The sequence below is a fragment of the Synechococcus sp. R5-15 genome (assembly GCF_047462035.1).
GTDB lineage: Bacteria > Cyanobacteriota > Cyanobacteriia > Thermostichales > Thermostichaceae > Thermostichus.
Map to the genome: position 1 here is coordinate 1 of NZ_JANSIK010000118.1, position 12,684 is coordinate 12,684.

The following is a 12,684-nucleotide window of genomic DNA, read 5'->3' on the forward strand; positions in this document are numbered from 1 at the left end:
GAGTTGCCCAGATCAAACCCCGCCACCGCTTTGCCCCCCCGTTCCCCGGCCAAAAGCCGCTGGGAAGCCGGCCAGTTTTGGCTTGCCTCTTGGAGCTGCTGCAGGTGGGCAAACACCTGTACCGCTTCTGCTCCTGCTGCCAGCGCTGTGGCAATGGTGGTGGTGGCCCGCAGCACATCAATGGCCACCGCACACTCCGGGATCCCAGATGAAGGCACCTGTTCGGGCGTATAGAAGTGGAAAAAACGCATGGGGGAAGAGGTAACGTCAGAACTCACGCCGGGCGAACACCAACACTGCCAGAATCAGCAGCAAAAGGGTGTAAACCAAGCCGTACAGTGCATCTCCGAGAAGTTCTGCTGGGGGCGGAACTTGGCCGTAAACCGCAGCATCTCTCAAATTGAGGCGCTCCAAATCCGGCAGGATCAAATAAATCACCTCAAACAGTTTGCCAAATCCGGCATCTTTCACCAGCTTGCTCAGTTGCAGCAGGGCGCGGCTGGCATGGCCCATCAGGAACAGGGCAATGGTGTAGAGGGTGGCCAGAATCGAGGAAGTGAAAACCCCGAACAGCAGGGCTGCGGCAACAATCAGCACCAGCTCTAAGAAAGTGAAGACTGTTGCCCAGAGAATGGCCAAAAGGGGGATCGGGGCCTGCACCAGCAGCAGGCTGAGCAGAAACACAACCGTCATCAGCAGCACCAGCACCGACAGCAGCGCCGATAGGCCCAGATGCTTGCCGACAATGAACTCTGCCCGGCTCATGGGTTTGGCGATCAGCACATACACCGTGCGTTTTTCAATCTCCTTATTCACCAGCCCTGTGCCCACGAAAATGGCCACGATCAGGCCGAAGAAGTGAATGGCTGCCAACCCCAGGTCGGCAATGATTTTGTTGTGGGCCTGGTTGGCCACCTGCGGGATCAAAACAGCGGCTCCCAGCATGGCCACCGCAAATACCATCACCAGGTAGAGAATCCGATCCCGAATCGTTTCCCGGAAAACGTTGTGGGCAATGGCCACCACGCGCGACGCATCCATGACTGAACCCAAAGCTGTGATGATCCGACTGATACACTGGTAACAGATCCAGCCTTTATTCTATGCAGTTCCAGGCCCAGATTCAGATTCACCTACGCCCCTCTGTTCTCGATCCCGCCGGGGCTGCGGTTCAGTCCAGCTTGCATCAGCTGGGGCATACCCAGGTACAGCAGGTGCGCATTGGCAAGCATATCCAACTGCAGCTAGAGGCCCCCGACGCCGAGACCGCCCACCGCCAGGTGGATGAGCTGTGCCATCAACTGCTGGCCAACCCGGTGATTGAGACTTATCAAATCCAAGTGGATCCCATCGGTGGCTGATTTGATGGGTTCAGGTGATTTGAGGTTGACTTGAGGCGTTCCAAACAACTGTGAAATTGTCCATTTCACGGAGCGCAGTTTTTTCTTAGGGGAGAGAAACTGGGAAAATGTCTCAAGCTCTCTAGGATAGCTACAACCACACCCTCTTCTTTTCTCTCGTCAAGGGATCCCAATGGCCGGCGTGAGGTTTGGCATTGTTGTTTTTCCGGGTTCCAACTGCGACCGAGATGTAGCCTGGGTAACCCGCGGCCTCTTGGGCTGCCCAACGCGGCTGATCTGGCACCGGGAGACGGATTTGTCGGGGCTGGATGTGGTGGTGCTGCCGGGGGGCTTCAGCTATGGGGATTATTTGCGGTGCGGGGCTATTGCTCGCTTTGCCCCGGTGATGGGATCCCTGAAGGAGCACGCGGCGCGAGGGGGCTATGTGCTGGGCATTTGCAATGGCTTTCAGATCTTGACAGAGGCAGGACTGCTGCGGGGGGCACTGGTGCGCAATGCCAACCTGCACTTTATCTGCGACCGAGTGGGGATCCGTGTAGAACGGCAGGATCTCCCCTGGACAAGCGCGTATCCCCAGGGATCCACCCTAACCCTGCCCATCGCCCATGGGGAAGGCCGCTACACCTGCGACCCGGATACCCTCAAGCAATTGCAGGATCAAGGGCAGATCGTCCTTCGCTATGCTCCGGTTGCGCCCAACGGCTCTGTGGATAATATTGCCGGCATTTGCGATCCCAGCGGTCGGATCTTGGGTTTGATGCCCCACCCTGAGCGGGCAGCAGATCCCGATTTGCCAGGGCAAGATGGGATCCCCTTCTGGCAGTCGATTTTGCGCAGCTTCGCCGCCTAACTCTTCTCCAGGAGAACTCACCCCTGCCTCGGCCCTCGAGACAACACCTGGCGAACTTGATTCACCATCTCCTCATGATCCACCACCGGCTTGGCGATATAACCATCCGCCCCGCTCTGGGCCAAGAATGCCTCGCGGTCGCCCCGCATGGCGTGGGCCGTCACCAAAATGATGGGGATGGAGCTGCTTTTCGGATCCGCCTTCAACAGTTGGGCAATGCGGATCCCGTCCACCGCCTCGCCGCGAAAGGTGCTCTGGGACAGGGAAACATCCAACAAAATGACATCCACCTCGTGCCCCTGGGCCAGCTTCAAAATCTGCTCCACATCCTGGCTGTGAAAGACCTCAAAACCTCCCCGCCGTCGCAACACCTTCTCAAAAACACGGGCGTTGATCGGATCATCTTCCACCAGCAGCACTGTTGCCATCGTTAACCCAATCTTGAATCTGAACCCAAGCTAAGCTGTCTCTGGGATCCCAAAAGCCATCCTAAGGCATCCTTAGCGAGTTCAATTTGAGCAGTAGGACAAGCGTTCTCCTACAGAGTACTGAAGAGTACCGAAAAGGGTCTCAGTAGCTCTGAGAACTCCCCCCTCCTCTCCCAAAAGGAAGGATCCTCAGGTTGCCGCTACTTGACTATTTATTTTGGAATCTTATTTTGGAATCACTCCATTCCGAGTTGCCGCTACCCAACCGCAAATAGGAAAGCCGGAGAGAGCTCCGGCCCCATCCAGAAGTAAACCTAAACCACAGGCATCAAAGGAGATTGACTTTCCCTCTGCTTTGCTTGAGCCCGACGCGACAGGAACGGCAGCCATTACCCTAGGTTACTTCTTGGTAATTCTCGGAGTTTCCCGAAAGGCAACTGCGAAAAATAAAAGGCCCAACGTCAAAAACAGGATAAAGGTGTAGGTGATGACTTCCATACGAAACCTCCAAGTCAGAATTGCTAAGGATTGCTAAGGGGGGCTTGATTCCAGATTAACTCAGAGCCGCCAGCACCCCATCTCCAAAGTGAAGCAGAGTGCCGACGGCATCGCCGAAAAGGGCTCTAGGCTTCCTGAACCTTGCGAGTGGTGGGATCCCCTACTTTCTGGAAGACGCCGAACTCCACCATTTCCTCGCTCATATTGGGGTCAATACCGGCGAACACATCGCGGAAGAGAGTGCGAGCGCCGTGCCAGATGTGGCCAAAGAAGAACAGCAGGGCAAAGACCGCGTGAGCAAAGGTAAACCAACCGCGGGGGCTGGTGTGGAAGGTGCCGTCCGCCTTGGGGGTTTCTCGGTCGAACTCAAACAACTGACCCAACTGGGCCTGGCGGGCATATTTCTTGACGGTTGCCGGGTCGGTAAACACCTGACCGTCCAGCTTGCCGCCGTAAAACTCCACCGTCACGCCCACCTGCTCAAAGCTATAGCGAGACTCCGCCCGACGGAAAGGAATGTCTGCCCGCACCACGCCATCGGCATCCCGCAGAATAACCGGGAAGGTTTCGAAGAAATTGGGCATCCGCTGCACCGTCAGCTCGCGCCCTTCGCGGTCACGGAACACTGGGTAGCCCAGCCACTCGATGGCAATGCCATCCCCTTTGTTCATGGGGCCAGCTCGGAACAGTCCCCCCTTGGCCGGGCTGTTGCCCACGTAGTCGTAGAAGAGCAAAGATTTGGGCAGGGAGTTGTAGGCCTGACTGCGGGTCATCCCGGCTTCCATGGCCGCATTTACCCGGCGGTTAATCTCCTGGTTGAAATAGCCAGAATCCCATTGGTAGCGGGTGGGGCCAAATAGCTCCACAGGAGTGGTGGCGCTGCCGTACCACATGGTTCCGGCCACCACAAAACCGGCAAAAAACACCGCCGCAATCGAGCTGGAAAGCACCGTCTCGATGTTCCCCATTCGCAGAGCGCGATAGAGGCGCTGGGGTGGGCGTACCGTGATGTGAAATAGACCTGCAATGATGCCCACGATGCCTGCAGCAATGTGGTGGGCCACCACCCCTCCGGCGTTGTAGGGGTTAAAACCGGCTGGCCCCCATTCCGGTGCTACCGGCTGGACGTGTCCCGTCGTCGCATAGGGATCGCTCACCCACATCCCCGGGCCAAATACCCCCGTCAGGTGAAAGGCGCCAAACCCAAAGCAGAGGATCCCGGCCAACAGCAGGTGGATCCCAAATATTTTCGGCAGATCCAAAGCCGGCTCGCCGGTGCGGGGATCCCGGAACAGCTCCAGATCCCAGTACACCCAGTGCCAGCAGGCAGCCAAGAAGAGCAAGCCGGACAAAACGATATGGGCAGTGGCTACCCCTTCAAACGTCCAGAAGCCCGCATTGGCAACGCTCTCGCCGTAGATATTCCAACCGCCCCAGGAGTTGACCACCCCCAGGCGAACCATAAATGGCATGACAAACATGCCCTGACGCCACATCGGATTCAGGACAGGATCCGACGGATCGAAAATGGCCGTTTCATAGAGCGCCATCGACCCGGCCCAACCTGCTACCAGAGCGGTATGCATCAGGTGAACCGCGATTAGGCGACCTGGGTCATTCAGTACAACCGTATGGACCCGATACCACGGTAGTCCCATAAAGCTCGGTCCTCCACGTTCTCCAACACTTGCGCGATATCCAGTCAAAATTAAGCCGACATCTTACCTGGGATCCTGACCTGAGCAGTTTCTTCAGAGTCGGGGGGTACCGCACCCGCTTGAACCCCTGAGCGCACCCAACTAGGATATCGCTCTCAGAATTTCCATCACGGGCATCAAACAGTATAACGAAACGCTACCGACCTGAGTGGCTTCAGGCAGGATGCCGTCTTACTTTAGGCATCATCATCCCAGATCTCTCGCCGGAGATTAAAAATATGACTTAAAATGTTACAATACTTAGCAACTGTGAGCGCTCTCCTGGCTCAGGCTGAAAGGTGTCGTGGTTTCTGGCAGGGGTATGGCAACGATTCGCTTCGTCAACGAGAACCGAGAGATCTTCGTCGCTGAAGGCGCTAACTTGCGCTTGAAGGCTCTGGAAAACCAGATCGATCTCTACAAAATGATGGCCAAGCTGCTCAACTGCGGCGGCAACGGCCAGTGTGGCACCTGTGTGGTGGAGATTGTCGAGGGATCCGAGCATCTCTCCCCTCGCACCGAGGCAGAAAACCGCAAGCTCAAGCGCAAGCCCGATAGCTACCGCCTTGCCTGCCAGACCAAAGTGCTGGGGGATGTTTCCGTCAAAACAAAGCCCTAGCCTTGGCCCGCCTGTTTTCCCTTTGGGCAAGTCGCACCTCAGAGTGGTATGCTGACTGCCAGTTGGGCTTGTGGCATTTGTGAGTTATGGAGACGAACTACCTGGGCATCTTGGCCACCCTCTTAGTCGTTCTGGTGCCCGCCATCTTCCTGGTGATTTTGTACGTGCAAACCTCCAGCAGATCTGGCGACTGACCGGGCAACTCCCACTGGCTCAAGTCGGGTAAATGCTGGTCAAAAGGGGGGATCCCCTGTGTAGGAGGGGATCCCTTTGCGTTGGACAAACTGAGAGTACTTGGGGGAGCGCCCTCAAGGTGCTAAGTCAAGCTGTGGCTTGGGCTGCCTTGGCTTGGTCGAAGGTTCCCGCAGGTTCATACAAAAACTCAAACAGGTTGCCGTCGGGATCCTTGCCATAGAAAGAGGCAGTGCCATCCCGGTGGCTGTGGATTTCCCCCACCAGGATCCCTTGGGATTTCAGGCGCTGGTGCTCTTGCCGAAGCTCCTCCAGGTTGTCGAAGACAAAGCCAAAGTGGGGCCCTGCTGCCCGATAGCCCGGCCCCAGCAGTGCCAGCCCATCCTCTCCTGCCTTCATGTAGGCCCAGTCGGGATCCTGCCAGACGTTAACCATGCCCAGCTTTTGGTAGAACTCCACCGCCTTGGGGATGTCTTCTACCCGGATGGCGACATGCCCGAGTTGTCTAAGTGCCATGTCATCCTCTGTGCTCAAGTGAGCCAACTGCAACGGTTCTCCTCCAGATCAGCTTGACACACTCCCCACCCCGAAGGGTAGGGATCCCTGCGGTAGGACAGAACTTTAGACCCAACTTTTTGACAGCTTGAGGCTGGGATCCCAACCCAGTCCATAGGCAGGACAGAAGATGGTTTCAACCCATTGGATTGGGGATGAACCAAGACTTATCCTGTTGGCTGCGCGGCCAAGAACCGCTCCAGCTCGCTCAAAGCCTCTGCATCCATCTTGGTTTGCATAGGGCAAAACTTTGGCCCACACATAGAGCAAAACTCTGCCGTTTTGTAGATATCTGCCGGCAAGGTTTCGTCGTGATATTCTCTGGCGCGTTCTGGATCCAAAGACAATTCAAACTGCCGGTTCCAGTCGAAGTTATAGCGGGCCCTCGACATCTCATCATCCCGATCCCTGGCACCGGGGCGATGACGGGCAATGTCGGCAGCATGGGCGGCAATTTTGTAGGCAATGAGGCCGTTGCGCACGTCCTCAGCATTGGGCAAACCCAAGTGTTCCTTGGGGGTGACGTAGCAGAGCATTGCCGCACCATACCAGCCAGCCAAGGCCGCCCCAATGGCGGAGCTGATGTGGTCATAGCCTGCCGCAATATCGGTTACCAAAGGCCCCAAAACGTAGAAGGGAGCTTCGTCGCACTCCTCCATTTGCTTGCGCACGTTAAATTCAATTTGATCCATCGGCACGTGCCCCGGCCCTTCTACCATCACCTGCACATCGTGCTCCCAGGCCATGCGGGTCAGCTGGCCCAGGGTTTTCAACTCCGCCAGTTGCGCCTCATCAGAGGCATCGTGCAAACATCCCGGTCGCAAAGAATCTCCCAGACTAAAAGAAACATCGTATTTCTTGAAAATCTCGATAATGTCGCGGAAGTGGGTATAAAGCGGGTTTTGTTTGTGGTGGGCCAACATCCAACGGGCCAGGATCCCACCCCCACGAGAAACAATTCCCGTCAGGCGGTGGCGTACCAACGGAAGATATTCGATCAGGATCCCGGCATGGATGGTCATGTAGTCCACCCCTTGCTGGGCCTGCTTTTCGATAATATGCAAGATATCTTCTGCCGAGAGTTTTTCGACATTGCCATGCACGCTTTCTAGGGCCTGGTAGATGGGCACCGTGCCAATGGGCACTGGAGAAGCTTGGATAATGGCTGTGCGAATTTCATCCAAATCGCCCCCGCCGGTGGACAGATCCATAACGGTATCGGCGCCGTATTTGATGGCCAATTTCAGCTTTTCCAGCTCTTCGGCCAAGCCGGAAGAAGTAGGGGAAGCGCCAATGTTGGCATTGACTTTGCACCGGGAAGCGATCCCAATGCACATCGGCTCGAGGTTGGTGTGATTGATGTTGGCAGGGATGATCATGCGACCCCGGGCCACTTCCGAGCGGATCAGTTCCGGCGGCAGGTTTTCCCGCTGGGCCACATACTCCATCTCTTCGGTAATCACGCCCTGACGGGCAAAGTGCATCTGCGTTACATTTGCTTGCCCACGGCGACGGGCAACCCATTCGCTGCGCATGTTGTCAACTCCAGTGCTCGCTTTCCTACGCTGGTATGAACCAGATCAGGTTCTGAGGATGTAATCTCAGCCTGGGGGGGCATCCCCAGACACTCCTAGCGTGGTGTGATCATATCACCGAAATAGAGATGAGGCGGGGAGCTTTATAGTCTTTATTAAAAGAGTTTGAGATAGTACTAACCCTCACCCCTGGCCTCTCTCCCCATGAGATCCTGACCCTCACAGGGATCCCAGCCAGCGCCGCCAGCTCCACCAGGGATCCTTTCCCTTGCTGGCCCTGAACAGTTCGGCCACTTCCTCGCCGGTGGGCTGGGCAATAAAAGTCTTCAAGACGCTGTAGAGGCCGGGCTCTTCCTGCTGCCACACGCTCCAGGGATCCGGATAGGCCCGAAACAGGGCCCCCTCCACCAGGGAGCGCAGGTAGTAGCTGGTCTCAAAGGTGCTCAGGAACCGCTGGCGCAGTCGGCGACCGGCCAGACCCACACCCACGGTGGCGGCATCCTGCAATTGGGGGTTGAGGAGAACGACGGGTTTGGGATCCCGTCCTTTGGAAGTCAGCCCAGAGGGATCCCCGCCACTGACCGCTTGGCAAACCCGCTCCACCTGATCCAAGCTGTAAACCGCGGGCATCACCAGCAGGAGGCTCTGTTCTGGGGTAGGTTGAGTGCGGGAAGTCAGGCTCTGCAATTCGATCCCTTCGGGTAGGGATCCCCATTCCCGCTGGGCCAGGGCTGCTCCGCCGGCATCGCTGAATAGCACCAAAGCAGGCGGTTGCAGCAGCTCCAAGAACGGGCGGGACAATACTTCTGGCTTGATGTCGGGGGCCAGGATCTCGATGAGCAGGCGGCGATATCCTGCTTGCATAGCCAGCCGTGTAGCCTGGATGGCCTGCTCACAGGCCTGGGCCAGGTCGATGGGCAAGTTGGGAAATTGGGTTAGTTGCAGTTGCTCGGCCACAGTCTAGTCCAATTATGATTCAGCCAGTAACCAGGGATGCTCAGCCAGACACTTCTTCCCAAGCCTTGTGGGTGAGCAACTCCTCCAGAACCCGCACCCCCCGCAGTTGGTTGGAAAGGGGCAGGTGGCCCTTGGGGGCGGAGAGATCCCAGATGAACTCGTCAGGGTAGCGAGTCCAGTGGTAGCCCTGCTTCCAGCCAATGAGCGGCCAGAGGCGCTCCCAGTTGCGGTTCACCCCCAGCCACAGTTGCCGCTGCACCGAGTAGCCAAAGCGATCCCCGGAGGCCGCCCGCCACAGGCGATCGATCGTGCGCAGATCCTCGACCGGGATCCGGCTCACCTCGGAAAAATACAGCCAGCCCCGCCGCATTGCCCCCTCTCCCGCCGCCCGACACAGCAGTTGTAGGCTCAGCCGATCCGCCTCCAGCCAGGCTCCCGCCGATAACAGCTCCTGTAGAGGACGATAGTCGATATTCAGGGCTGAAGTCAGAGGGACGGTCACCATTGCCAAGTTGCAAAAGGTCTCCCTTGATTTTAGTCCCTGCTGTCCGTCCCCTCAGGTTTCAGGCGGGTACTTGGGCGGATCCCCGAAGATGATGCGATAGCCGATGTACGCCACCCCCAACAGCCCTGCCAGGATCCACAAGAAAGCCGAAAAGGGCATGTAGGAAAAAAAGACAAGATAAACCCGGCGACTGAGCCAAGAAAAAATAAGATAGACTGCCGCCAAAATGCCGATCCCTTGCAAGGTGCGAAAAGCCGGCACCCGCGAGAGAGGCATGCGCTGCCGCGCCACCCAGATGGAGCTAAGAAAAGTCCAGGGAGGCACCAGCAGCAAGAACATATCCGCCTGCTTTACCACCGCCTGCCAGCCGGCGGTGTTGGTGGCATAGGCCAAGTAGCCTGCCCAGAGGACAAGAGTTACCGCTCCCAAGCCGATACTTAAGCTGAGCAAAAAAGGCTCCTCCCATTGGCCTGGGATCCAGTCGCAGAGAACCCAAACCACCCAAGGGGTGGCAAAGAGCAAAAGCGCAATGGCTAAGCCATTGGCGTTGAGCTGGGTAAAAAACGTCTCCAGAGTCATGAACAGCAAAAGGAGCGAACGTCACCCTTGATGGTAATGATTCCTCCTTGAGGAAGCAATTCAATCCGTATACAAATCCACCTATTGTGGGCAATGCCCGCAAGGTTTACAGCCCGCCTGGGCACCCCGGTAAACGTTGCCAAGTAACACCAGCAGGGATAGGAGTAGGAAAAAGAAAAGGGATCCTTGACGCTGGCCAGGGATCCCTTCCTGTAGTCTTTCCTAAAAAGCTCAAGACATTTTCTATGGCGTTGCTGAGGGAATTAACCCAAGCCACTCTCCCCTTTTGCAAGAAGTGAGTCTGGCATCGGAATCCCTACTCCTCCGGATCCATCCGCCTCAGTCCATTAACCCAATCTACAGCCCTTGCAGCACCGTATCGGGGCGGGCCGACAGATTCTGGATGCGGGTATCCTGGGCAGGCGGGGTGTCTGCTTGGGTGAACACGCCGATCTGCCGCAAATACCGAGCCAAGGCATCTTGCTCGCTGCCGGGGGTGTCGAAGGTAATGCCAGAGCTGGGGGCCAAGTTGACCCGGTTGGGGTTAGACAGGCGAGGGAAGGGATAGTCATCCCCACCGTTGGCCAAGAAGTCCAGGGTCACCAGGCGGAAGGTGCGTCTGGGATCCCCTTGCACTTGGCCGTTGCGCACCACCACATCCCGACCCGTGGGCGTATCCACCCGCAAGGAGAGGACGCGGGATCCCGGTGGCCGCGAGGGATCAAAGCTAAAGGCAAAGCCGCCAATTTGCGGGAAACGGCCTGGCGTGGCTCCTGGCTGGGTTTGCGCCACCCCGTGTTCCACTATCTGCTTCAGTTCCTCAGCGGTAACAGTCAACAGAGAGAGGCCGTTGTTAAAAGCAAGGGCGGTTTCGATGTCCAGCTGAGAGATTTGACCGGACTGCTTGCCGGCCTCAGGGTTAGCAACCGGTGGGATCCGCCGCACCGGCTCGCCGCCGCCACCCCCTGTGGTAGCCCCAATGGGAGCGCGAATGCCGCCACCATTTTTCAGGGAGATGACCGTAGAAGGATCAACCGTTCTGGCGTAGGCCAGGTTGGCATCGGCAGTGAGGTTGCCCAGGTTGGTTTCCTCAGTGCGCACCTCTGCCCGCAGGCCGTTGAGAAATTGGGTGGTGGAGCCGAAGGTGCGGCCATCTTTGGTGCGGATGATGTTGCCAATTTCGTTGGCTATCCGCACTACGTCGGGATTGGGGGTGCCCCTGACAGCTGCTACCCCTTGGTCGTCGGTGGCATAGGCACCGCTCACCGGGTCAATGCGGGCAATAACCCCGTTGGCGTCAAAGCTGACCACCAGGCGGCCCACGTAGCGATAGTTGGAGCCGGTGTTGACCACCGCCACCGGTTGACCACTGGCAGAGGAGCGCAAGATGGGGTAGTCACCCGTGCGGGTATCCGGCAAATCGGTGCGCAGGCGGTCGGTGGGCTTGGCAATCACCCGGTGGGATCCCCCGGCAATGATGATGTCCACATTTCGCAATTGGCTGGCCAGGGCTACCTCGTTTTGCAACTGCTGCAGGTGGGCCAGGAGGATAATTTTGTTGATGCCTTGGGCAGTGAGTTGATCGACAAAGCCCTGGATTAGAGCGGCACTCACCTGGTCAGTATCGTCCACCCTGCCTTCTACCCTCACCTCGGGGCCGGGGCTAGAGATGGCCGCCAAACGGGTGGTGGTGGCTCCCACCAGACCGATCCGCTGCCCTCCTACCGTGATCACCGCCGTCTTGGCGATCTTGCCGCGGATAGAGCTGGCCTCTTGACCATCAGCAGCAAAGTCAGAGCTAGCCAATTCGCCGGTACCGCTGAAGCTGAGGTTGGCGCTCAAGTAGGGAAAACGAGCCCCAGCGTAGCCGCGGCCAGTGTCGGGCCGGATGAGGTCGCGAATTTGGCGCGTGCCCTGGTCGAACTCGTGGTTGCCGAAGGCAGCCGCCTCAAAGCCAATGGCGTTGATGATCTCGATATCGGCTTTGCCAGGGGTGAGGTTGTAACGGCCTTGCAGAGACCGATCCGTGCTGGCGTTGTAGAAGGGGCTGGGGATATAGTTGTCCCCACTGGAGAGCACCACCGTATTTGGGAATTGGGGGCGCAGAGCGTTCACCACCGCCGAGAAGCGCGGCGCATCTTGTACGGCAGCGATCGAGGCTTCCAAGTCGCTGGCATGTAGGATTTGCAGGGTAAAAGCGGGCGGCTGAGTCGAGAGAGCCACATTGGGATCCGAGGCGATAAACCCAGCCCCTCCGCCGGTTGGGGGAACCGAGCTGCTGCTACCGCAGGCGCTGGCCAGGCTCAGCACCAAACACCACAACCCGACCCACAGGGACCTGGCCAGAGGGTTCAGCCAATCCGGGAGCCATCTCTTGGCAGGGGCAGACCCTCGAGCACGGCAAGCTGGTTTCATGACAATTCCTTCACTCCATCCACAAGAGAGGACGCATCCGCGTTCACGTTACCAAGGCTGGGATTGGGGTTTCGCTATGACCTGTTTAAGGTTAGGTCAAGCCTAGGTTAAACTTCCCCTGGATCCCAGCCAAATTGTTGCAAGTCCACCTGGCCCTCGGCGTCGAAGTGGATCCCTTCGGCTTGCAGCAGCGCTTTCTGCAGGTCGTCGTAGCCCAGGCGAAAAGGGGAGTAGGAAATGCAGCCCTGGGCGTTGATCACCCGGTGCCAAGGGATGTCGGTGTTTTGGCCTTGCAGGCGAAACAAAGCATAGCCCACCTGGCGAGCATAGCCGGGGTAACCGGCAACCCGCGCCACCTGCCCATAGGTAGCCACTCGGCCCGGCGGGATCCGCCGCACCACTTCGTAAAAGCGCTGGTAGAGGCTAGGTTGTGTTGATCTTTCATTTGAGCCAAAAGAGAGCACTGACGAGATAGAGAAAACTCAAGAAGTTC

At 57.6% G+C, this 12,684-nt stretch carries 16 protein-coding genes and 1 riboswitch; of the genes, 4 read left to right on the forward strand and 12 right to left on the reverse strand.

All coding sequences use genetic code 11. The features are described from left to right. Both NW839_RS10455 and NW839_RS10460 read right to left on the reverse strand, forming a co-directional pair. A partial coding sequence (locus NW839_RS10455; RefSeq protein ID WP_414350499.1) for a 2-phosphosulfolactate phosphatase occupies positions 1 to 251 on the reverse strand: 251 nt, incomplete at its 3' end. 16 nt (positions 252 to 267) lie between these two features. Further along, positions 268 to 1,041: an ABC transporter permease gene (locus tag NW839_RS10460; protein WP_414350495.1), complete on the reverse strand. Its 774-nt coding sequence runs from the start codon at positions 1,039 to 1,041 to the stop codon at positions 268 to 270. 62 nt (positions 1,042 to 1,103) lie between these two features. On the opposite strand from NW839_RS10460, the gene purS reads away from it, so the two are divergent. Together purS and purQ are read left to right on the forward strand one after the other, a co-directional pair. Then, complete coding sequence (gene purS / locus NW839_RS10465) at positions 1,104 to 1,361, forward strand: phosphoribosylformylglycinamidine synthase subunit PurS (RefSeq protein ID WP_414350493.1); 258 nt, start codon at positions 1,104 to 1,106, stop codon at positions 1,359 to 1,361. 172 nt (positions 1,362 to 1,533) lie between these two features. Beyond that, a complete protein-coding gene (gene purQ, locus NW839_RS10470; RefSeq protein ID WP_414350492.1) occupies positions 1,534 to 2,211 on the forward strand; it encodes a phosphoribosylformylglycinamidine synthase subunit PurQ in 678 nt (225 codons plus the stop codon). A gap of 17 nt (positions 2,212 to 2,228) precedes the next feature. Here purQ and NW839_RS10475 read toward each other — a convergent pair whose 3' ends face one another. The 3 genes from NW839_RS10475 to psbB form a co-directional block, all read right to left on the reverse strand. Then, positions 2,229 to 2,639, reverse strand: a complete 411-nt coding sequence (locus tag NW839_RS10475) for a response regulator (RefSeq protein ID WP_414350490.1) — start codon at positions 2,637 to 2,639, stop codon at positions 2,229 to 2,231. Between the two features lie 399 nt (positions 2,640 to 3,038). Further along, entirely contained in the window at positions 3,039 to 3,137 is a 99-nt protein-coding gene (locus NW839_RS10480) for a photosystem II reaction center protein T (protein ID WP_414343593.1), read from the reverse strand. Between the two features lie 125 nt (positions 3,138 to 3,262). Then, the gene (psbB, locus tag NW839_RS10485; RefSeq protein ID WP_414350489.1) at positions 3,263 to 4,795 is read right to left on the reverse strand and encodes a photosystem II chlorophyll-binding protein CP47; all 1,533 of its coding nucleotides are present in this window, start codon (positions 4,793 to 4,795) and stop codon (positions 3,263 to 3,265) included. A 361-nt stretch (positions 4,796 to 5,156) separates the two neighbouring features. On the opposite strand from psbB, the gene NW839_RS10490 reads away from it, so the two are divergent. Beyond that, entirely contained in the window at positions 5,157 to 5,453 is a 297-nt protein-coding gene (locus NW839_RS10490; protein WP_414350488.1) for a 2Fe-2S iron-sulfur cluster-binding protein, read from the forward strand. Positions 5,454 to 5,539: 86 nt separating this feature from the next. Continuing rightward, a complete protein-coding gene (psbM, locus tag NW839_RS10495) occupies positions 5,540 to 5,647 on the forward strand; it encodes a photosystem II reaction center protein PsbM (RefSeq protein WP_071818137.1) in 108 nt (35 codons plus the stop codon). Between the two features lie 127 nt (positions 5,648 to 5,774). Here psbM and NW839_RS10500 read toward each other — a convergent pair whose 3' ends face one another. The 7 genes from NW839_RS10500 to NW839_RS10530 all read right to left on the reverse strand — a co-directional run bounded on the left by NW839_RS10500 (position 5,775) and on the right by NW839_RS10530 (position 12,655). After that, positions 5,775 to 6,161, reverse strand: coding sequence for a VOC family protein (locus tag NW839_RS10500; protein ID WP_414330014.1), 387 nt, complete (start codon positions 6,159 to 6,161; stop codon positions 5,775 to 5,777). 206 nt (positions 6,162 to 6,367) lie between these two features. Further along, positions 6,368 to 7,735 carry a phosphomethylpyrimidine synthase ThiC gene (gene thiC, locus NW839_RS10505; RefSeq protein WP_414343591.1) on the reverse strand — a complete coding sequence of 456 codons (1,368 nt, stop codon included), beginning with the start codon at positions 7,733 to 7,735 and terminating at the stop codon, positions 6,368 to 6,370. 5 nt (positions 7,736 to 7,740) lie between these two features. Beyond that, positions 7,741 to 7,842, reverse strand: a riboswitch (TPP riboswitch). A gap of 112 nt (positions 7,843 to 7,954) precedes the next feature. Further along, positions 7,955 to 8,692 (reverse strand): DUF1995 family protein, encoded by a 738-nt coding sequence (locus NW839_RS10510; RefSeq protein ID WP_414350487.1) that lies wholly within the window; start codon positions 8,690 to 8,692, stop codon positions 7,955 to 7,957. Between the two features lie 40 nt (positions 8,693 to 8,732). Continuing rightward, positions 8,733 to 9,197, reverse strand: coding sequence for a GUN4 domain-containing protein (locus tag NW839_RS10515; RefSeq protein ID WP_414350486.1), 465 nt, complete (start codon positions 9,195 to 9,197; stop codon positions 8,733 to 8,735). 51 nt (positions 9,198 to 9,248) lie between these two features. Beyond that, positions 9,249 to 9,776, reverse strand: coding sequence for a hypothetical protein (locus NW839_RS10520; RefSeq protein WP_011431942.1), 528 nt, complete (start codon positions 9,774 to 9,776; stop codon positions 9,249 to 9,251). Positions 9,777 to 10,133: 357 nt separating this feature from the next. Continuing rightward, positions 10,134 to 12,086 (reverse strand): bifunctional metallophosphatase/5'-nucleotidase, encoded by a 1,953-nt coding sequence (locus NW839_RS10525; protein ID WP_414350497.1) that lies wholly within the window; start codon positions 12,084 to 12,086, stop codon positions 10,134 to 10,136. Between the two features lie 212 nt (positions 12,087 to 12,298). Continuing rightward, entirely contained in the window at positions 12,299 to 12,655 is a 357-nt protein-coding gene (locus tag NW839_RS10530; RefSeq protein WP_414350485.1) for an MGMT family protein, read from the reverse strand. Between the last annotated feature and the right edge of the window lie 29 nt (positions 12,656 to 12,684).

What these genes read in the sequence shown, in the direction of transcription:
- NW839_RS10460 (WP_414350495.1), bottom strand. Translation starts at nt 1,041, where the DNA reads ATGGATGCGTCGCGCGTGGTGGCCATTGCCCACAACGTTTTCCGGGAA.
- purS (WP_414350493.1), top strand. Translation starts at nt 1,104, where the DNA reads ATGCAGTTCCAGGCCCAGATTCAGATTCACCTACGCCCCTCTGTTCTC.
- purQ (WP_414350492.1), top strand. Translation starts at nt 1,534, where the DNA reads ATGGCCGGCGTGAGGTTTGGCATTGTTGTTTTTCCGGGTTCCAACTGC.
- NW839_RS10475 (WP_414350490.1), bottom strand. Translation starts at nt 2,639, where the DNA reads ATGGCAACAGTGCTGCTGGTGGAAGATGATCCGATCAACGCCCGTGTT.
- NW839_RS10480 (WP_414343593.1), bottom strand. Translation starts at nt 3,137, where the DNA reads ATGGAAGTCATCACCTACACCTTTATCCTGTTTTTGACGTTGGGCCTT.
- psbB (WP_414350489.1), bottom strand. Translation starts at nt 4,795, where the DNA reads ATGGGACTACCGTGGTATCGGGTCCATACGGTTGTACTGAATGACCCA.
- NW839_RS10490 (WP_414350488.1), top strand. Translation starts at nt 5,157, where the DNA reads ATGGCAACGATTCGCTTCGTCAACGAGAACCGAGAGATCTTCGTCGCT.
- psbM (WP_071818137.1), top strand. Translation starts at nt 5,540, where the DNA reads ATGGAGACGAACTACCTGGGCATCTTGGCCACCCTCTTAGTCGTTCTG.
- NW839_RS10500 (WP_414330014.1), bottom strand. Translation starts at nt 6,161, where the DNA reads ATGGCACTTAGACAACTCGGGCATGTCGCCATCCGGGTAGAAGACATC.
- thiC (WP_414343591.1), bottom strand. Translation starts at nt 7,735, where the DNA reads ATGCGCAGCGAATGGGTTGCCCGTCGCCGTGGGCAAGCAAATGTAACG.
- NW839_RS10515 (WP_414350486.1), bottom strand. Translation starts at nt 9,197, where the DNA reads ATGGTGACCGTCCCTCTGACTTCAGCCCTGAATATCGACTATCGTCCT.
- NW839_RS10520 (WP_011431942.1), bottom strand. Translation starts at nt 9,776, where the DNA reads ATGACTCTGGAGACGTTTTTTACCCAGCTCAACGCCAATGGCTTAGCC.